The following is a 20,765-nucleotide window of genomic DNA, read 5'->3' as shown; positions in this document are numbered from 1 at the left end:
GGCAACTTATAAATAAAACAAAATGAAAACAGAAACACTCCTGCCCACAATGGTTATCCTGTTGTTCTTCCACTGTTCGCTTTTTATCGCTTGTAAAAACAACTCTGGCGAAGTTACCACCGGGCAAACGGATATCTATGAATTGATGAGGAAAGCTATCCACGACAACGACACAAAAACATTTGATAGTTTGATGGGATATATTCCTGTCATTGATTCGTTGATACCGATGGAAGATGAAGATTTGACTTATACACTCCTTGGGTATGCTATCAAGAACAATAATTATGAGTTTACCGGGAAGCTGATTGATGCAAAAGCTGATCTTGGTAAAGCATATGAAACGCTTTATTTTCTTAGAGGTGCGCTTTATCTTGCCATTGAATGTAAATCCGATTCTATCGTCGATTTGTTGTTAGAGAAAGGTGCTGACCCGAATGAAAGGTATGATGAGAACGGAACAACGGCTCTTCTATTGAGCTGTAGTGACAGCAGATGTAATAATATATCTAAACTATTGATTACTCATGGGGCATATATTAATGGGTTGGCGGAAAAGGATAGTAGCTGGGTGAATATCCCCAATGTCTATCCGCTCTTTGTTGCTATTAAAAGCTGTAATCTCGAAATAGCGGAATATCTGATAGGAAAAGGGTGTCGTCTCTCTTTGGGAGAAGTATCTGCTTTGGAGCTTGCTGAAAACGAATGTCATGGTGAGCTTATTGATTTTATCAATCAATATATGCTGGATAACTATCATTTGAAAGTTGATGAGAGCTGGTATGGAGAATATGGATATACAAGCGATGCCGAGGGAGAGGACTGGCGGAATCAGCATATTTTTGCGATAACCATTCGTCCCGATACTTGCATTTTTCAAGGAGAAGGCTATCAACTCTATTTTAAGGATTTATGCACTGTGGAGAATGCGAGGAAGGATACAATCGAACTCTACTATTATTATACGTTGGATGGTACGAGCACAAACAACCGTGAACCATATCTAGGAATATTGTTTCGCAAGGATGGCAAGTATTATCTCAATAGTTCCGCATTACGTGACGAAGCGATTAACAATACGGATGTGGAAATAGAAAAGGAAAAATGAAACTTTGTGGAAACCAAACATTGTAACGTCTTTTAAAATATTTATATTTGCGGATAAGTTGATACGAAAGAAACTATTGACAATAACATAATTAAAAAACAGAATCAGATGAAACAGGACATGATTGTTATCCTTGACTTGGGTAGTCATGAGAATACGGTATTGGCTCGCGCCATCCGTGCGTTAGGAGTGTATAGTGAGATTTATCCTCACGACATCACAGTGGAAGAACTGAAAGCATTGCCCAATGTAAAGGGGATTATTATCAATGGCGGACCGAATAATGTGATTGACGGTGTGTCTATTGACGTAAATCCGGCTATCTATACGATGGGGATTCCCGTTATGGCTGCCGGTCACGATAAAGCGACTTGTGAGGTGAAACTGGCGGAATTTACGGACGACATTGAAGCTATTAAAAATGCTGTAAAATCTTTCGTTTTCGATACTTGCAAGGCCGAAGCTAACTGGAATATGACGAATTTTGTCAATGACCAGATAGAGTTGATCAGACGTCAGGTAGGCGACAAAAAAGTGTTGTTGGCTTTGTCGGGTGGAGTTGACAGTTCTGTGGTAGCTGCTCTGCTTCTGAAAGCAATCGGGGATAACTTGGTATGTGTGCACGTGAATCATGGTTTGATGCGTAAGGGTGAATCTGAAGACGTGGTTGAAGTATTCAGTAATCAGTTGAAGGCGAATCTTGTTTATGTGGATGTTACAGACCGTTTTCTTGATAAACTGGCTGGTGTGGAAGACCCCGAGCAGAAACGTAAAATTATCGGTGGCGAGTTTATCCGTGTGTTTGAAGAAGAAGCACGTAAATTGGACGGCATCGACTTTTTAGGTCAGGGTACCATTTATCCGGATATTGTGGAAAGCGGCACGAAGACTGCTAAAATGGTGAAATCTCATCATAATGTAGGCGGTCTGCCCGAAGACCTTAAATTCCAGCTTGTAGAACCTTTGCGCCAACTGTTTAAGGATGAAGTGCGTGCCTGTGGGCTGGAACTGGGCTTGCCTTATGAAATGGTTTATCGTCAGCCTTTCCCCGGTCCGGGTTTAGGTGTACGTTGCCTGGGTGCCATCACACGCGACCGTCTGGAAGCTGTACGTGAATCAGACGCTATCTTGCGTGAGGAATTCCAAATTGCAGGATTGGATAAGAAGGTATGGCAATACTTTACAGTAGTACCTGATTTCAAATCTGTCGGTGTACGTGATAATGCCCGCTCTTTCGACTGGCCGGTTATCATTCGTGCTGTCAATACGGTAGATGCCATGACAGCCACTATCGAACCGGTTGAGTGGCCTGTCCTGATGAAAATCACAGACCGTATTCTGAAAGAAGTGAAGAATGTAAATCGTGTCTGCTATGATATGTCGCCGAAACCCAATGCGACCATAGAATGGGAATAAAAGGATAAAATAAAAAAGCCCTCGAAAGCGTCGGATAGATAACTTTCGGGGGCTTTTTTGTTACATTGAATTTGACGCTGGCGCAAACCATAGCGCAAACCGAAGGTATATAAAAAGAAAAACGCCCAGAGGTGGAAGCCCTCCAAACGTCTTATCTGTAAGTCTTTCGACTTAGTAGCGGGACCCGGGATTGAACCGGGGACCTCATGATTATGAATCATGCGCTCTAACCAGCTGAGCTATCCCGCCATCATTTCTCGATTGCGGGTGCAAAGATAGATGTTTTTTTATAATCTCCAAAACAATTCTGTATTTTTTTTGTTGTTTTCTTTAGAAAAGGCTTCGGATTTCCTTATAAACAGGGAGTTTAAGGGCCATTAGTGAGAGAATAATTAAATAAAGTGTCTGATTTATGCCGTGTATTCAGAAAAAAGTATTTATCTTGGCACACGTAAAAACAATTCGAAATTGCTATGAAAAAGGAAAAGATTCATTTGGAGTATTTGTTGAACGCAACTTCTAAAAATATTCTTTGGGGAGCTATCAGTACACCTACCGGGTTGGAGGACTGGTTTGCTGACAAAGTAATATCCGATGATAAAATAGTAGAGTTCCATTGGGGAAAGACAGAACAGAGAAAAGCTGAAATTACAGCTATTCGGGCTTTCTCTTTCATCCGTTTCCGTTGGCTGGATGATGAAAACGAACGTGATTATTTCGAAATCAAAATGACGTATAATGAACTGACAAGTGACTATGTATTAGAAATTACCGATTTCGCAGATCCGGACGAGGTAAGCGATATGAAAGAATTATGGGAGTCACAAGTCGCTAAATTAAGAAGAACTTGTGGTTTTTAGTTAACTTTCAACTAAAAATTTTCGATGCTCCTTTTTTTGTGCTAATTTTGCGTCTTAAATGCACGAACCTATTAAGATGCTACGCATAAAGAAATTAGATATATTCATTGTAAAGAGCTTTTTTATGCTCTTTATAGGTACATTCTTCATCTGTCTGTTCATTTTTATGATGCAGTTCCTGTGGAGATATGTAGACGAATTGGTCGGAAAGGGATTGGAGATGAGCGTGATGGCTCAGTTCTTCTTTTATTCCGCATTGACATTAGTGCCAGTATCGTTGCCGTTGGCAGTGTTACTGGCTTCTTTGATTACTTTCGGTAACTTCGGCGAACGGTATGAATTGCTCGCAATGAAGGCCGCGGGTATCTCCCTGCTCAAAATCATGCGTCCGCTTGTTTTCTTTGTCTGCGGGCTGGTCGGTGTCTCATTCTATTTCCAAAACGTAGTCGGCCCTATTGCCCAGGCTAAACTGGGAACCCTGATTCTTTCGATGAAACAAAAATCCCCGGAACTGGATATTCCCGAAGGCGTATTTTATTCCGAGATAAAGGATTATAACCTGAAAGTCGCAAGGAAAGACCGGAAAACCGGTATGCTCTACGATGTCTTGATTTATAATATGAAAGACGGATTCGAGAATGCGCATATCATCTATGCGGATTCCGGACGTCTGGAAATGACTGCTGACAAACAGCATCTCTGGCTGCATCTGTATAGCGGCGATTTGTTCGAGAATCTGAAAGCACAAAGCATGAAATCCCAGAATGTGCCTTATCGGCGCGAGTCGTTCAGGGAGAAACATACACTGATTGAGTTTGACTCCGATTTCAATATGGCGGATGAAAGTATCATGAGCAACCAGTCCAGTGCCAAAAACATGACCATGCTACAAGCTTCCATCGATTCGATGAAAGTGTTGGGAGACAGTATCGGAAGACAATATTACCGGGAAGTGGCCGAAGGGAATTTCCGTCCTTCCTACGGGCTGAGTAAAGAAGATACGGTCAAAATCGAGACTGCGAATATTCAGGAGTATAATGTGGACAGCCTTTATGCTGCCGCATCCCTGACGCAGAAGCAGAAAGTGATATCTTCTGCCACCAGCCGTGCCGAAAATGTGTCCAGTGACCTTAGCTTCAAGAAATACACGATGGAAAATAATGACTATGCCATCCGGAAGCATAAGACGGAGTGGCATAAGAAGATTACGATTTCCCTTTCTTGCCTGCTGTTCTTCTTTATCGGGGCACCGTTGGGCGGTATTATCCGTAAAGGTGGTTTGGGTATGCCGGTGATTGTGTCGGTGCTGGTGTTCATCATTTATTATATCATTGATAACACAGGCTATAAGATGGCGCGCGACGGTAAATGGATTGTATGGATGGGGATGTGGACAAGTAGTGCGGTTCTTGCCCCGTTGGGTATCTTCCTTACTTACAAATCGAACAAAGACTCTGTGGTGCTGAATGCCGATGCGTATATCAACTGGTTTAAGAAGATTGCCGGAATCCGCAGCGTGCGTCATTTATTCAAGAAAGAAGTTATTATCAATGACCCTGATTACGCGCGTATACCCGGAGAGTTGGAACAGCTCACGGCGGAATGCAAAGCTTATATTACCCGGAATCAGTTGACGAAAGCACCGGATTATTTCAAGTTGTGGATGTCGGGCGGAAAGGACGATGAAGTGATGGCTATCAACGATAAACTGGAGGCATTGGTGGAAGAGATGTCCAATACCAAGTCGGCTACTTTGATAGGCGCATTAAACAATTATCCGGTGATTCCCGTTTCTGCTCATGTGCGCCCGTTCCATATATATTGGCTGAATTTGGCTGCCGGGGTGATTTTCCCTATCGGGCTATTTTTCTATTTCCGCATTTGGGTGTTCCGTATTCGCCTGGCTAAGGACATGGAGCGAATTATAAAGAATAACGAACAAGTTCAATTCATCATACAGAAAATTAATAAATAATTGTTATGGAAGAGATTAAAATGGATAGAATAGAAGACGCGATTGCCGACTTCAAAGAAGGCAAGTTTGTCATAGTAGTAGATGATGAAGACCGCGAAAATGAAGGTGACCTGATTATTGCCGCAGAAAAGATAACTCCTGAGAACGTAAACTTCATGTTGAAACATGCGCGCGGTGTGCTTTGCGCACCTATCACAGTGTCCCGTTGCAAGGAACTGGATTTGCCGCACCAGGTGAGTGACAATACGTCCGTGCTGGGGACCCCTTTTACGGTTACTATTGATAAACTGGAAGGTTGTTCCACCGGAGTATCTGCCGCCGACCGTGCCGCTACCATTCGGGCATTGGCGGATCCAACTTCTACACCGGCTACTTTCGGACGTCCCGGACACGTCAATCCGTTGTATGCGCAGGAAAAAGGAGTGCTTCGTCGTGCAGGACATACAGAAGCCACTGTTGACATGGCCCGTCTGGCAGGACTTTATCCGGCCGGTGCTTTAATGGAAATCATGAGTGATGACGGCACGATGGCCCGTCTGCCCGAACTTCGTAAAATGGCGGACGAATATGGCTTGAAACTGATTTCTATCCATGACCTGATTGCTTACCGCTTGAAGCAGGAGTCAATCGTAGAAAAAGGGGTGGAAGTAAATATGCCTACCGAACACGGAATGTTTCACCTGATTCCTTTCCGTCAGAAGTCGAACGGATTGGAGCACATGGCTATATTTAAAGGTACGTGGAGTGCGGATGAACCGATTCTGGTACGCGTTCATTCCTCTTGTGCCACCGGAGACATTCTCGGTTCACAGCGTTGTGACTGCGGCGAACAGTTGCATAAATCCATGGAAATGATTGAGAAAGAAGGAAAAGGTGTAGTTGTCTATCTGAATCAGGAAGGTCGCGGCATCGGTCTGATGGAAAAGATGAAAGCCTATAAACTTCAGGAAGACGGTATGGATACTGTTGATGCGAATATTTGCCTGGGACACCTTGCCGACGAACGGGACTATGGCGTAGGCGCACAGATTCTTCGCGAGCTGGGAGTGCACAAGATGAGACTTTTGACAAATAATCCGGTGAAACGTGTGGGCCTTGAAGCCTATGGATTGGAAATTGTGGAAAATGTGCCTGTTGAAACTGTTCCCAATCCGTACAATGAACGTTATCTGAGAACAAAGAAAGAAAGAATGGGGCATACTTTACATTTAAATAAGTAATTTGCCAGATTGTTTCCGTATATCAAATATTATCGCTTATTTTGCAACGATTTTCACTCAACAACAATAAAATAGATACAAGATGAATCAATTATCAGATCGTTTGAACAGCTTGTCGCCATCGGCGACGCTTGCCATGTCGCAGAAGAGCAACGAGCTTAAAGCACAAGGCGTTGATGTTATTAACTTAAGTGTAGGAGAACCGGATTTCAATACTCCTGACCACATCAAGGAAGCTGCGAAAAAAGCCATAGATGATAACTTCTCCCGTTACTCTCCGGTTCCGGGTTATCCGGCTTTGCGCAATGCTATTGTTGAGAAACTGAAAAAAGAAAACGGTCTGGAATACACAGCCGCTCAGATTTCTTGTGCAAACGGTGCAAAACAATCTGTTTGTAATACGATTCTCGTATTGGTAAATCCGGGTGACGAGGTAATCGTTCCGGCTCCTTACTGGGTAAGCTACCCGGAAATGGTGAAAATGGCTGAAGGTACTCCTGTGATTGTTTCGGCCGGTATCGAACAGGATTTCAAGATTACTCCCGAACAGCTGGAAGCTGCCATTACTCCGAAGACTAAAGCATTGATTCTTTGTTCTCCGTCCAACCCGACGGGTTCTGTATATACGAAGGAAGAACTGGCAGGCTTGTCTGCCGTACTGGCTAAGTATCCGCAGGTAATCGTTATCGCTGACGAAATCTACGAACATATCAATTATATCGGCGCACATCAGAGCATCGCCCAGTTCCCGGAAATGAAGGAACGTACGGTAATTGTAAACGGTGTGTCAAAGGCTTACGCCATGACAGGATGGAGAATCGGTTTCATTGCCGGACCGGAATGGATTGTAAAGGCTTGCAACAAATTGCAGGGTCAGTACACTTCAGGTCCTTGCTCCGTATCTCAGAAGGCTGCTGAGGCTGCATATGTAGGCACTCAGGAACCGGTGAAGGAAATGCAGAAAGCATTCGAACGCCGCCGTGACTTGATTGTGAAGTTGGCTAAGGAAGTTCCGGGATTCGAAGTAAACGTTCCGCAAGGTGCTTTCTATCTGTTCCCGAAATGCGACGCTTTCTTCGGAAAGAGCAACGGTGACCGTAAGATTGCAGATTCGGACGACTTGGCAATGTACCTGCTCGAAGAAGCTCATGTAGCTTGTGTGGGCGGTGCTTCATTCGGTGCTCCCGAATGTATCCGTATGAGTTATGCTACAAGCGATGAGAATATCGTGGAAGCTATCCGTCGTATCAAGGAAGCATTGGCTAAATTGAAATAAACGGTTCTTGGATAAGATAAAATAAAACAGTGGGCGGTTTTCCGAGGAAGCCGCCCACTACTTTTTTCTCCGGAAGGAGAAAATAAAAAAAAGGCTGCCTTCCGTAGAAAGCAGCCTATACTTTTTTGTAGATTGTATTATTCAGCCGGGTGAATAGCTTCAGACGGACAAACGTCTGCGCAAGTTCCACAGTCAGTACATACATCCGGGTTGATAGAATAGATATCACCTTCAGAGATAGCTTCTACCGGACACTCGTCGATACAAGTTCCGCAAGCAATACAATCGTCACTAATTACGTAAGCCATTTTTCTAAGATTTAAATTATTAGTACTAATTTCTTCCGCAAAAATAAGGCTTTTATTGATTGGTTGTTATGCTTCTATGATTAAATTGACTTAATTTGTACGTCTTCTAAATAAGCAACGTCCCTATTATGTGCTATATTTTTCGTATTTTTGTGCTCAAATTACTAATATATAGCGATTATGCCTTTAAATTTACCCGATAAACTACCTGCGATAGAACTATTGAAGGAAGAGAATATTTTCGTTATCGACACTTCCCGCGCTACGCAGCAGGATATTCGTCCGCTACGGATTGTGATTCTGAACCTGATGCCGTTGAAGATTACAACGGAAACGGACTTGGTGCGCTTACTTTCGAACACTCCGCTCCAGGTGGAGATTTCTTTTATGAAAATCAAGAGCCACACGTCCAAGAATACACCGATTGAACATATGAAAACGTTCTATACGGATTTCGACCAGATGCGTCACGAGAAGTATGACGGTATGATTATCACCGGAGCCCCTGTGGAACAGATGGATTTCGAGGAGGTGACTTATTGGGATGAGATTACGGAAATTTTCGACTGGGCACGTACGCACGTGACTTCCACCTTATATATATGCTGGGCTGCACAAGCCGGATTGTATCATCACTACGGGATTCCCAAGTATCCGTTGGAAAAGAAGATGTTCGGCATCTTCGAGCATCGTGTGTTGGAACCTTATCATTCTATTTTCCGTGGTTTTGATGATTGTTTCTATGTGCCCCACAGCCGTCATACGGAAGTGCGCCGGGAAGATATACTGAAAGTTCCGGAGCTGACGTTGCTTTCCGAGTCGAAAGAGGCGGGTGTATATATGGCGATGGCGCGCGGCGGACGCGAGTTTTTCGTGACCGGACATTCGGAATATTCTCCGTTGACGCTGGATACGGAGTATCGTCGTGACCTGGATAAAGGGCTGCCGATAGAGATTCCCCGTAATTATTACGTGGACGATGACCCTGATAAAGCTCCGTTGGTACGTTGGCGTGCCCATGCCAACCTGTTGTTCTCCAACTGGCTGAACTACTTTGTTTATCAGGAAACACCTTACAATATTAATGACATTAAATGATAAAGCAGCGTAAAATAGAACTTCTCGCTCCGGCGAAAAATCTGGAATGTGGTATTGAAGCTATCAATCATGGTGCGGATGCCGTATATATCGGTGCTCCGAAGTTCGGTGCACGTGCGGCGGCTGTAAATTCATTGGAAGATATAGAAGCATTGGTGCAACATGCTCATTTGTATAATGCACGTATCTATGTCACCGTCAATACGATTTTGAAAGAAGAGGAGCTGAAAGAGACGGAAGAGATGATTCACGCCTTGTACCGGATTGGGGTGGATGCATTGATTGTGCAGGATATGGGGATTACAAAGCTGAACCTTCCGCCGATACCGCTTCATGCCAGTACACAGATGGACAACCGCACTCCTGAGAAAGTGAGATTCCTTTGGGAGGCAGGCTTTCGCCAGGTGGTGCTGGCGCGTGAGTTGTCGTTGCGTGAGATAAGGAAGATACATGACACCTGCCCTGAAGTGCCTTTGGAAGTGTTTGTGCATGGGGCGCTTTGCGTGAGTTATAGCGGGCAGTGCTATGTCAGCCAGGCTTGTTTCGGACGTAGCGCAAACCGGGGGGAATGTGCGCAGTTCTGCCGGTTGCCTTTCAGCTTGGTCGATTCGGACGGGAAAGTGATTGTAAAGGACAAGCATCTGCTTTCGCTGAAAGATATGAATCAGAGTGACGAGTTGGAGCAGTTGCTGGATGCGGGAGCTTCTTCGTTCAAGATAGAGGGGCGGTTGAAAGATGTGTCTTATGTAAAGAACGTTACGGCGGCTTATCGTCAGAAGCTGGACGCTATCTTTGCCCGTCGTCAGGAATATGTACGGGCATCTTCGGGAACTTGTCGTTATGAGTTCAAGCCACAGTTGGACAAGAGCTTCAGCCGTGGATTTACGCATTATTTTCTACATGGGCGTGACAAGGAAATTTTTTCTTTTGATACTCCCAAGTCATTGGGTGAGGAAATGGGAACGATGAAGGAAGCTCGCGGCAATTATCTGACAGTTGCCGGACTGAAATCCTTTAATAATGGCGATGGTGTCTGCTATATCGACGAGCAGGGACGTTTGCAGGGATTCCGTATCAACCGGGTGGATAGTAATAAATTATATCCGCAGGAGATGCCCCGTATCAAACCCCGTACAACGCTATACCGCAATTTCGATCAGGAATTTGAGCGTGTACTGTCACGTAAATCGGCTGAAAGGAAGATAGCTGTAACTATATTGCTTGCCGATAATGAGTTCGGCTTTTCACTGACATTGACCGATGAGGATGATAACAGCGTCACGCTGAGTCTTCCCCGTGAAAAGGAATTGGCACGTACGCCACAGACAGAGAACCTGAAAACGCAACTTGCCAAATTAGGGAATACACCTTTTGAAGCGAAAGAGATAAAAGTTTCATTTGCGGAAAACTGGTTTCTGCCTGCATCGGTATTGGCTGAGTTCCGCCGGCAGGCGACGGATAAGCTGATAGCATCCCGCCGGATAAACTACCGCCAGGAGTTGGCAGTGTGGAAACAGACCACGCATGCTTTTCCTCAAACGACATTAACCTATCTGGGAAATGTGATGAACAGCCGTGCGGCTTCTTTCTATGAAGAGCATGGCGTGCAGCGTGTTGCCCTGGCTTACGAGAAAGAAGCGGTAGAAGATGCGGTATTGATGTTCTGCAAACATTGCTTGCGTTATAGCATGGGATGGTGTCCGATTCACCAGCGGGTGCGCTCACCTTATAAAGAACCTTATTATCTGGTATCGAATGACGGAAAGAGATTCAGCCTTGAGTTCGATTGCAAGAATTGTCAAATGAAAGTAAAAGCGGCGCAATGAGAATAATTCACCACAGAGGATGCGGAGAACGCAGCGTTTCAGCTCTTTCTCGCGGAACCGGCTTTTGGGAGTGGGATGGCTGGTGGAAGAAGCTCTCTTCCCCTGCGTCTTTCGTCTCCTCTGTGGTGATTCTGCTATTCTTCTTTTCGTCTTGTCATTATACTCGTCCCGATCTTTCTTCCGAAGAGATGCCGCAGAAAACAAAGGACTCTCTGAGTTACCTTTATGAGCGGCATTATACCTGGAATACGAATTTGGAATTAATGGCGGATTCCATCTCGTTGGAGTGTCTGCCTATCAAGGATACGTACATAAACCTTTACCGGGGCGACCGCGTGGTGGTGGCCGAATTTGCTGTGCATCCTGCCGATAGTGTGGATAGTATTTGGGTGAAGCTGGCACATACACAGGATGAACAGGGATGGATGCGTGAGGTGGAGTTGAAGCAATCGTTTGTCCCTACAGATAGTATTTCGCAGGCTATTCATTTGTTCAGTGATACGCATGCTTCTTATTTTGTGGTTATCTTTGCGCTGTTTGTCGGTGTCTACCTGCTTCGGGCTTTCCGGCGGAAACAGTTGCAGATGGTGTACTTTAATGATATTGACAGCGTGTATCCGTTATTCCTCTGCCTGCTGATGGCTTTCAGTGCGACGGTATATGAATCCATGCAGGTCTTTACACCGGAAACATGGGAGCATTTTTATTTCAATCCTACTTTGTCGCCTTTTAAGGTTCCTTTTATCCTCTCAGTCTTTTTGCTGAGTATCTGGTTGTTTTTAGTAGTCGCCTTGGCGGTGCTTGATGATTTGTTCCGGCAGTTGACTCCGGCGGCGGCAATCTTCTATTTGCTGGGGCTGATGTCCTGTTGTATCTTCTGTTATTTCTTCTTTATTTTGATGGTTCATATCTATGTAGGTTATCTATTCCTTGCCTTTTTTGTTTTCGTTTTCGCGAAGAAAGTGCAGCGGAATAGTGGCTATAAATATCGTTGCGGACATTGTGGGGAGAAGTTGAAAGAGAAAGGTGTGTGCCCGCATTGCGGAGCAATCAATGAATAACTCTATAATCTATTTCATTTCCGAATAACTTTTTATATGATGGAAATCAGACTTACCGAATTAAAAGATCTTCCTTTAGTAATGGAGATTTATGACTATGCCCGTGCTTTTATGCGCTCGACAGGGAATACAACTCAATGGATTGACGGTTATCCGTCCGAAGCATTTATCCGTCAGGAAATAGAAGACGGTCATAGTTTCGTATGCACGGATGAACTGGGGGAAATACTGGGAACTTTTTGTTTTATACTGGGTGATGACCCTACTTATCAGCATATTTATGAAGGAGCTTGGCTCAATGATGAACCTTACGGAGTAGTTCACCGGCTGGCAACGAACGGTACAAGAAAAGGGGTGGCGGAAGCCTGCCTGAACTGGTGTTTTCAACGGATGTCGAATGTCCGGGTAGATACGCATCGGGATAATAAGGTCATGCAGCATATCCTGGAGAAGCATGGCTTTCAGCGTTGCGGTATCATTTATGTAAAGAATGGGACAGAGCGCATTGCTTATCAGAAGATACAAACTATGGTTGTACAGGAATGAATGAAAATTTGTTTTCTCCTACTGATTTGCATAAGTACCATCAACTTTTGATTCGTAAATTTCACCGGTTTCACCTTGTAATTGAAATGCTTGTGAGTAAGAAGATTACGGGTGAAAGTGTGGGGTGGAATAGGGTGAAATCCCTTGTTATTGCTTTCATTTATTGAAGTTATTTATATCGGTTGTCGGGTATATAGATCCAATGTGTCCGGTATATAGCTCCAACGTATTGGCCATATATGCCCAACGTGTTGGATCTATATATGCTGTAACTCAACTATTAATATCTTTGACATCAGATAGTTAACACTTGACGGACAGGCTGTTAATATCTGACAATTCATCTATTAATACCTGACGGCGGGTTTGTTATTAGCATATTTCGATTAGCTATAAGCATATCCGGATTAGCTATAATGATATTTGTTTTAGCTCAAGGGATATTTTGAAAAATAAGGTGAAACCGATATTGAACGATTTCACCTTTGTTTATTCCTTGCTTTCACCCGCTATCGCCTTATTCATCGATGTTTCAAGAATCAGGTGAAACCGATGAGCCGCAATAACCCTATAGTTACATCTATGATGTCCGCAGAGTGTTGCGGGCTTTTAGAACCGGCAGCGAAGATCTACTCCGAACTGTACCGGACGTCCTTTCTGCATGAATCCTTTATTCATTGTTTCAAAGTAGAATGCTGCGTAATCCTTATTCAAGAAATTGCGTGCCCAAAAGCTAATCATGGCATCTCCGATTTCGAGGTTTGTTCTCCAGTTCAATGTGCCGTAGAAAGATTGGCTTACGTCATTTTGTTCTGTCCAGTAGATACGTCCGGCAGCATTATAGTTTGCTTGGAATACTACGCGGTCGAAGATGGAACGTGGACTACAGGTGATGGCATATTCTCCACCGATATTCAGGGTATGTTTGGGAACGAAAGGGACGTATTTACCATTATAGTCATCTTTTACAGTGAGGTTTCCCTCTTTATCCTTTTCATATTCAACGTAGTCTGTAAAGGTGGCATAAGTATATCCGTAGCTTGCATTCAGGCTTAGTTCATTAGTCAAACTGGCACGGAGAGAGGCTTCTGCACCGTAGCTGCGGCTTTTTCCTGCATTGAGAGTCGTACGTCCTAATCCACTTGCTGCGAACTGGGAAATCTGTTGGTCATGCATATCCATGTAGAAAGCGGAAAGGTCTGCCCAAAGTTTGCCTTCCCAAAGAGTGAGGTGGCTTCCTACTTCATAGTTCCATGAATATTCAGGTTTATAGCGAGTAGCTTCTTTTACTTCGGGAACTTCATCTTTCTTTGCGTATTGTTCTATCATAGCAGCAAATTTAGAGAACTCTTCGCTTTCCTTTATGGCATCTATCATTGAGTTTTTTAAATCTCCACTGATCAGGTCAGAGAACATTTGTACGTTATAACCACCGGAACGATATCCTTTAGATACGGTTGCATATACATTATTACCTTTCTTCCATTCGTATTGCAGAGCGAACTTGGGTAGTAGCTGAACGTAATCATCTGATATTTTTCCATCATAACCGGCATTGGCAATCAGATTTTTAGCTTCTATTGACATAGGTGGCATCGGTGATGTTGGTGGTGTCTTCAGGCTGAAGTTAAAATCAGTAGGGTCGCTAATAGAATTATACGTTAAGCTCATTTTTTCGTAATCCAAACGTAAACCGATAGTTAGTGATAATCCTTTGACAAAAAGGTCATTCAATGTGGATTGATGAAAAATAGCTGTATTCCAAATGGGAGTATCAAAACTACCACCTACCAATATGGTGGGATTGTTGACTGTCAAGTGTAAAGTTGGTGCTACTGGAGACGATATACCATCAAAAATACTATTTACATTTCCTTCAATAACATTTTTAACTCCATCTTCCCAAAATGTCACAGGACCTTTGGTATTCAATGTTTGGTATAAACCGAAAACTCCTGTTGCCCATTGCCATCTTTTATTCGCTTTTGATTTGAATACAATTTCTTCAGAAATAGTATTAGACTTCTGTTTTTGTTCCAGTGTATAGATTGCCTTTTCTGTAAAATCCTGATCCAGAAACATGCGGTCATGCAGGTTTTGATAACCAGTGACAGCACTAAGAATGAAGTTCCGTGCCTGGTATTCCAAATTGACTCCAGCATTCGTTAATCCGCGGCGATAACTGCTACGTTCGTTATATGAAATCTTTCCGATGTAGTCGGCACGGTCTTCAGTAAGTTCTTTCTCTTTTCTTTTAGCTTCTGCGATACCGTTTTGAGTAATCCCGGTATAATAATAAGGATAACCGCCCTGGTCGCTATACTCGTAGCTAAGCGCCATATCGATTTTCAGATTCGATGTCGGCAGATAGATGCCACGGAAACGTCCGCCGCCTGCATTGCTTTTATCAACTTTTTCATTGTTTCGGGCTGAGTTTTCAAAGAAGCCGCCCGTATGTTCGTAGAAACCACCGGTTGAGAAAGCGAAGCGGTCGGATATACGGTGATAATGCGACAGTGAAACATTGTAGTTGTTATAGGTCGCTGCTCCCATTCGTATATCGGTTCCCTGATAAGTGAAGGGAGATTTGGTATGCACCTTGATGAGGCCGCCCATCGTGTTGCGGCCGTACAATGTTCCTTGCGGACCGCGAAGTACGTCGATACGTTCGATATCACAATAATTGAAATCGAATGCAGATTTATCAATGTAAGGGATATTGTCTACATAAAGTCCTACGGACGGGGTGTTGATACGTGAACCGATTCCACGGATATAGATGGAAGTTGTCAGTTTGGAGCCATAGTCCGGGATAAATAAGTTGGGGACAATGCCCGTCAGGTTTTTTACGGAATTGACCTGGTTGGCACGCATATTCTCTTGCGATAATACGGTGGCGGCTATGGGCAGGTCACGCAGTTTACGGTTCTCTTTCGGAGTGGCGATTACTACCACTTCTTCTATGTCCACTACTTTTAGCGAGTCTTTCGGGAAATCTTCCGCCCATACAGTTCCTGTCGTCAGGAGAGCGAGGGCAAGCATCATATTCTTTGTCTTCATTCGCAGTTATTTTGTCTGGTGCAAAGTAACGGCAAATATATGAGTCGGGCAATCCTCATTTATTAGGATTATGCCTTATTTTTTAAGAGGTCAGATGCGGTCGGCTTCGATATATCCGTTCATAACAGCATAAATAGTCAATCCGGATACCGATTTGATACCTAATTTCTCGGTGATATTCTTCCGGTGGGTGATGACGGTAGTCAGGCTGATATTCAATTTATCTGCTATTTCCTTGTTGATTAATCCTTTGGTAATCAGTACGAGCACTTCAATCTCGCGGGCGGATAAAATCTCCTGATGCGATGTTACCGGGGGCATGGGCGGCATATCTTTCATCGGATAACCGTTGTGATGGGCGTGTTGATGGAGCTTTAATATGCTTTTCACCAGTTCTTCTTCAGATTCGTGAATATTGAGTACGGGGACGCCGGAAAGTTGGAATTGCGGGCTGTCGCTTGCTAGTACAATGGTTTTCCGCTTCCGGGGAAGGAAGAAAGCATTGTGCTCCACATAGATTTGGGCGGAAATAAAATAATGGGCATACATATCCGGGGTATCGTCCATTAGTTCACTGAAACTATGGAAGGTACGTATGGTTGCCATGGGAATCATTTCCTCTAAAATACCTTTCAGACCAAGACAAGTGAGGGTGTTTGATTCTACAATTGCTATTTCGGGTTGGGGGGTCATCGGTTTGTGTGATTTTAATTAATGATTTAGATAGTTAGCTACCGCTTCTGCACATCGTTCGCCGTCTACTCCGGCAGAAACAATGCCACCGGCATAGCCTGCACCTTCCCCGCAGGGGAACAGTCCGCGTACAGTCACGTGCTGCAATGTCTCTTTGTCGCGTACGATGCGGACAGGAGAAGAAGTGCGTGTCTCTACTCCAATCATCACCGCCTCGTTAGTGAGGAAGCCATGACTGCTACGTCCGAATTGTTGGAAACCGAGGGATAATCTTTTGCTGATAAACTCCGGCATCCAGAAGTGAAGCGGAGAAGAAACCAATCCCGGGGCATAAGAAGATTCGGGCAAGTCATAGCTTAATTTCTTACGGGTGAAATCCAGCATACGTTGTGCCGGAGCCGTCTGCCGTCTGCCGCCTTGCAGCCAGCACTGCCGTTCCAAATCTTCCTGAAAATGAAGGACGGGAAGAAGTTGGGAGTTGAGAGTTGAAAGTTGCGAGTTGCTTAGGGATGGGTTAAGGGCAAGTAGTTGTTCTTTCTGCCGCGCAGCCAACTCTTCATTTTCAATTTTCTGCTTTTCACTTATCAGATCTTCCGGTTGTATCTCTACCACCATTCCCGAGTTGCTCCAACGTGAACCACGGTTGGAAGGAGACATTCCGTTAACTACTACTTGTTCCGGTCCGCTGGCGGCAGGGACGATAAATCCGCCGGGGCACATACAGAAACTGTACACTCCTCTGCCTTCTGCTTGGGTCACGAAACTATATTCGGCAGCGGGCAGGTATTTTCCTCTTCCGTTCTTATTATGATATTGTATCTGGTCAATCAGCATTGCCGGATGTTCCAGACGGACACCGACAGCAATTCCTTTGGCTTCGATTGTGACATCGTTTGCTGCCAGCCAACGGTAAACATCTCTTGCCGAATGTCCTGTAGCCAGGATGACAGGGCCGAGAAATGTTTTTCCCGTATTCGTCTCGATGCCTTTTATTTCGTTGTTCTCGATAATTAGTGCATCCATCCGAGTCTCGAAATGGACTTCACCGCCACATTCGATGATTGTATTCCGCATACTCTCAATGACACGCGGCAGCTTATCTGTTCCGATATGCGGATGTGCATCTGCCAATATCGCTGTGGACGCTCCATGTTGGCAAAATACATTCAGTATCTTATCTACATTTCCTCTTTTCTTGCTGCGGGTGTATAGTTTTCCGTCCGAATAAGCTCCTGCGCCCCCTTCACCAAAGCTGTAATTCGATTCCGGATTTACTGTATGCTCCCTGCTGATTTGTGCTAAATCCTTTTTCCGTTCGCGTACATCTTTTCCCCGTTCTACGATAATCGGGCGCAAACCTAGTTCGATAAGGCGCAAAGCTGCAAATAATCCGCCGGGTCCTGCGCCTACTACAATGACCTGCGGCTTTCCTTCCACATTATTATATATGGTATGTTCGTATTCGTCATCTTTGGGCATCTCATTGATGTAAACCTGTACCTTCAGATTGACAAATACAGTCCGTTGGCGCGCATCGATGCTCCGCTTCAGAATTCGGGTGGCATTGATAGTATGTGGGTTTATGCCTTTTTCTTCAGAAAGGTATTTTTTCAACCGTTGTTCGTTTGCTGCGATTTCGGGAAGGACGCGGAGTTGGTATTCTTGTATCATCTGATTCTTGTTGTTTTTGATTATAAAATGGATAAAACTGATGTATAAAAAATCAATCTCTTATCCGAATAAGGCTCTGAACGCCTCTTCTACCTTTCTCACAGGTACTAATTCTATCTTTAACTTTTGCGTATCGATGCCCTGCAAATTATATTTCGGTAACAGGAAACGCTTGAAGCCTAATTTCTCAGCTTCTCCGATACGTTGTTCTATCCTGTTCACGGGGCGGATTTCGCCCGAAAGCCCGATTTCTCCCGCCATACAGACTTCCGGTTCGATAGCCGCGTCCATATTTGAAGAAAGAATGGCGCTGATAACCGACAGGTCGATAGCAGGGTCGTTCACTTTCAGTCCGCCGGCGATATTCAGGAATACGTCTTTTTGTGCAAGTTTGAAGCCTACACGCTTTTCGAGAACGGCGAGAAGCATATTCATTCTTCTCAAATCGAAACCGGTTGCCGAACGTTGGGGATTCCCATAAACGGCGGAACTAACCAAGGCTTGTGTCTCAATCAGGAACGGGCGTATCCCTTCAATGGCAGAAGCGATGGCTACTCCGCTCATTCCCTCGTGGTCTTGACTTAGTAATAACTCCGAAGGATTGCTTACTTGGCGCAACCCGTCCTGTCGCATTTCATAAATACCCAATTCTGCCGTACTGCCGAAACGGTTCTTGATGCTGCGCAGAATACGGTACATATAATGCTGGTCGCCTTCAAACTGGAGAACAGTATCAACGATATGTTCCAGTACTTTGGGACCTGCGATGCTTCCTTCCTTATTGATATGTCCGATAAGCAATACGGGGGTATGCGTCTCTTTGGCAAAACGGAGAATGGAAGCGGAGCATTCTCTTACTTGTGCGATACTTCCCGGAGATGATTCAATACTCTCAGTAGAAATAGTTTGTATAGAGTCGATGATGACCAAATCGGGATTTGTGTTCTTGATATGCACATAAATCTGTTCGAGTGAAGTTTCACAGACGATAAGGCAATCGCTGGAAACACCGGAAAGGCGGTCGGCACGAAGTTTCAGTTGCCGTGCGCTTTCTTCGCCGGATACATAGAGAATCTTCTTTTCCGGCATATGCAGTACGGTCTGCATGACAAGTGTCGATTTCCCGATTCCCGGCTCACCGCCTATCAGGACCAGGGACCCCTGTACAAGACCGCCCCCCAACACACGGTTCAGTTCATCATCGTGCATATCGATACGTGGTTCATCGTCCGATTCTATTTCGCTGAGGATAACAGGTTTGGGTTTCTGCGTCTCAATGCCCGACACCGGTCGGCGGTTGGCCGGTTCTTTCCGTACGATTTCTTCTACATACGTATTCCATTCTCCACACGACGGACATTTACCTACCCATTTCGGTGAGTCTTGTCCGCAGTTACTGCATACATATACGGTTTTTTCTTTTGCCATTTTCTTTCTCCATTAATATAAAAATCCGAATGCCCAGAGTGGAATCTTGTTTCCGGCTGAATATTCAATATCATCTGCGGCAATAAATGCCTGTTTGCTATTGGCTATCTGTTTTCCATCTTTACTCTTACCGCCAACTTCTATTGTGTATCTGCTGTCTATCGTATAGTCCGCACTGCGGGTACAGTATTCTACCCGATGTTGATAAGAGAGCTGGTTTACCATAAATACCTCTCTCAATGTACCTTTGTTTACATCTTTAAAGGTCAATGCATAAAGTAAGTTGGTATTTTCCATATAAATCTTATCCGGTTTTTGCAGTTTCTTGATAGAATCATTATCCGAATAAAGCAGGTGAATCAGTTTAGCCCTGTCCAGGTATTGCAAATAGGCAAGGATGGTAGTCCGTGAAAGTTCTGCCATGGCGGAAAGTTTGGTAATATCTACCATAAAAGGCACTTCGGAAGAGAGAATTCCCAGCAGGCTTTTTAATTTTCGTACGTTGCTGATATCCACACCACATTGTTGGGGAAGTTCGATTTCAAGTATCAGGTTCGTTATATTTTCGATACGTGTATAATACTCTGCATTCCCTTCCAGGTAAAAAGGATAATATCCATGTTTCAGATAATCTTCAAAATAAGCAAGAGGCCGGCATCGGGAATTTACTTCATTGCAGATTCCGTCGCTGTTATCCAGTATTTCTTCCAGTGTGTATGGGCGGATATGGATTTGATGGTACAATATCAGATATTCACGATAAGAGAGTCCCTGCATATTGTACGATATACATCGGCGGGACAAATCGGCTTCCGCATTCAGAAGTTGAAGTAAGGAAGAACCGGTGAATACTATTTTCAGCTCAGGAAATTCATCATATATGTTTTTGATTTCCTTACTCCAGGACGGATATTTGTGGACTTCATCCAAAAACAGGCATTTTCCGCCTTTCAGGTAAAACTGTTCGGCAAGTTCGCTAAGAGTATGTTGGGTGAAATACAAACTGTCCAAACTCGTATATAAGGCACTTTGGCTGTCATCGGCATAATGAAGTTTCAAGTATTGAAGCATTAAAGTTGTTTTCCCGACTCCACGGGCTCCACGGATAGCAATCAGGCGGTTGTCCCAGTTGATTGTATCCATCAAGCTTCTGATATAAGTGGTAGAGGTAGCTCCCAGTAGCCTTTTATATCTTCTAATTAGTGTATCCATACCTTTA

General features: G+C 44.2%; 16 protein-coding genes and 1 tRNA gene. 10 read left to right on the top strand and 7 right to left on the bottom strand.

Annotated elements, in window-relative coordinates:
• Positions 1–22: 22 nt before the first annotated feature.
• Positions 23–1,108 (top strand): ankyrin repeat domain-containing protein, encoded by a 1,086-nt coding sequence (locus ACGHVY_RS20785; protein ID WP_390601276.1) that lies wholly within the window; start codon positions 23–25, stop codon positions 1,106–1,108.
• A 108-nt stretch (positions 1,109–1,216) separates the two neighbouring features.
• Positions 1,217–2,524: a glutamine-hydrolyzing GMP synthase gene (gene guaA, locus ACGHVY_RS20780; protein WP_308747217.1), complete on the top strand. Its 1,308-nt coding sequence runs from the start codon at positions 1,217–1,219 to the stop codon at positions 2,522–2,524.
• A gap of 175 nt (positions 2,525–2,699) precedes the next feature.
• On the opposite strand, the gene ACGHVY_RS20775 is transcribed toward guaA, so the two are convergent.
• Positions 2,700–2,773: transfer RNA gene (locus ACGHVY_RS20775), tRNA-Met, on the bottom strand.
• A 224-nt stretch (positions 2,774–2,997) separates the two neighbouring features.
• On the opposite strand from ACGHVY_RS20775, the gene ACGHVY_RS20770 reads away from it, so the two are divergent.
• From ACGHVY_RS20770 to ACGHVY_RS20755, 4 genes are all read left to right on the top strand, one after another.
• On the top strand, positions 2,998–3,384 hold the full coding sequence (locus ACGHVY_RS20770) for an START-like domain-containing protein (protein ID WP_308743942.1): 387 nt from the start codon (positions 2,998–3,000) through the stop codon (positions 3,382–3,384).
• A gap of 76 nt (positions 3,385–3,460) precedes the next feature.
• Positions 3,461–5,359: an LptF/LptG family permease gene (locus ACGHVY_RS20765; protein WP_390602060.1), complete on the top strand. Its 1,899-nt coding sequence runs from the start codon at positions 3,461–3,463 to the stop codon at positions 5,357–5,359.
• 5 nt (positions 5,360–5,364) lie between these two features.
• Entirely contained in the window at positions 5,365–6,579 is a 1,215-nt protein-coding gene (locus tag ACGHVY_RS20760) for a bifunctional 3,4-dihydroxy-2-butanone-4-phosphate synthase/GTP cyclohydrolase II (RefSeq protein WP_308743943.1), read from the top strand.
• Positions 6,580–6,661: 82 nt separating this feature from the next.
• Positions 6,662–7,855, top strand: coding sequence for a pyridoxal phosphate-dependent aminotransferase (locus tag ACGHVY_RS20755; RefSeq protein WP_044653813.1), 1,194 nt, complete (start codon positions 6,662–6,664; stop codon positions 7,853–7,855).
• A 137-nt stretch (positions 7,856–7,992) separates the two neighbouring features.
• Here ACGHVY_RS20755 and ACGHVY_RS20750 read toward each other — a convergent pair whose 3' ends face one another.
• Positions 7,993–8,163, bottom strand: coding sequence for a DUF362 domain-containing protein (locus ACGHVY_RS20750; RefSeq protein ID WP_002559159.1), 171 nt, complete (start codon positions 8,161–8,163; stop codon positions 7,993–7,995).
• Between the two features lie 180 nt (positions 8,164–8,343).
• Between ACGHVY_RS20750 and metA the strand changes: the two genes are divergently transcribed.
• From metA to ACGHVY_RS20730, 4 genes are read left to right on the top strand one after another with little or no spacing between them, the layout of a single operon-like run.
• Positions 8,344–9,261 (top strand): homoserine O-succinyltransferase, encoded by a 918-nt coding sequence (gene metA / locus ACGHVY_RS20745; protein WP_390601273.1) that lies wholly within the window; start codon positions 8,344–8,346, stop codon positions 9,259–9,261.
• Positions 9,258–11,087: a U32 family peptidase gene (locus ACGHVY_RS20740; protein WP_390601271.1), complete on the top strand. Its 1,830-nt coding sequence runs from the start codon at positions 9,258–9,260 to the stop codon at positions 11,085–11,087. The genes metA and ACGHVY_RS20740 overlap by 4 nt, the downstream gene beginning before the upstream one ends.
• Positions 11,084–12,148, top strand: coding sequence for a zinc ribbon domain-containing protein (locus ACGHVY_RS20735; RefSeq protein ID WP_308743947.1), 1,065 nt, complete (start codon positions 11,084–11,086; stop codon positions 12,146–12,148). Before ACGHVY_RS20740 ends, ACGHVY_RS20735 begins: the two co-directional genes overlap by 4 nt.
• Positions 12,149–12,184: 36 nt before the next feature.
• Positions 12,185–12,694: a GNAT family N-acetyltransferase gene (locus ACGHVY_RS20730; protein WP_308743948.1), complete on the top strand. Its 510-nt coding sequence runs from the start codon at positions 12,185–12,187 to the stop codon at positions 12,692–12,694.
• Between the two features lie 609 nt (positions 12,695–13,303).
• On the opposite strand, the gene ACGHVY_RS20725 is transcribed toward ACGHVY_RS20730, so the two are convergent.
• The 5 genes from ACGHVY_RS20725 to ACGHVY_RS20705 all read right to left on the bottom strand — a co-directional run bounded on the left by ACGHVY_RS20725 (position 13,304) and on the right by ACGHVY_RS20705 (position 20,758).
• Positions 13,304–15,754, bottom strand: a complete 2,451-nt coding sequence (locus ACGHVY_RS20725; RefSeq protein WP_390601268.1) for a TonB-dependent receptor — start codon at positions 15,752–15,754, stop codon at positions 13,304–13,306.
• Positions 15,755–15,844: 90 nt separating this feature from the next.
• Positions 15,845–16,447: a LuxR C-terminal-related transcriptional regulator gene (locus ACGHVY_RS20720; RefSeq protein WP_308743950.1), complete on the bottom strand. Its 603-nt coding sequence runs from the start codon at positions 16,445–16,447 to the stop codon at positions 15,845–15,847.
• A gap of 18 nt (positions 16,448–16,465) precedes the next feature.
• A complete protein-coding gene (locus tag ACGHVY_RS20715; protein WP_390601266.1) occupies positions 16,466–18,118 on the bottom strand; it encodes an NAD(P)/FAD-dependent oxidoreductase in 1,653 nt (550 codons plus the stop codon).
• 60 nt (positions 18,119–18,178) lie between these two features.
• Positions 18,179–19,546, bottom strand: a complete 1,368-nt coding sequence (gene radA, locus ACGHVY_RS20710; protein WP_390601264.1) for a DNA repair protein RadA — start codon at positions 19,544–19,546, stop codon at positions 18,179–18,181.
• A gap of 12 nt (positions 19,547–19,558) precedes the next feature.
• A complete protein-coding gene (locus ACGHVY_RS20705) occupies positions 19,559–20,758 on the bottom strand; it encodes an AAA family ATPase (RefSeq protein ID WP_308743953.1) in 1,200 nt (399 codons plus the stop codon).
• Between the last annotated feature and the right edge of the window lie 7 nt (positions 20,759–20,765).

The organism is Bacteroides sp. f07, assembly GCF_042854785.1.
Lineage (GTDB): Bacteria > Bacteroidota > Bacteroidia > Bacteroidales > Bacteroidaceae > Bacteroides.
Note: the sequence above shows the minus strand (reverse complement) of the source record. Positions and strands in the feature narration are given on the sequence as shown.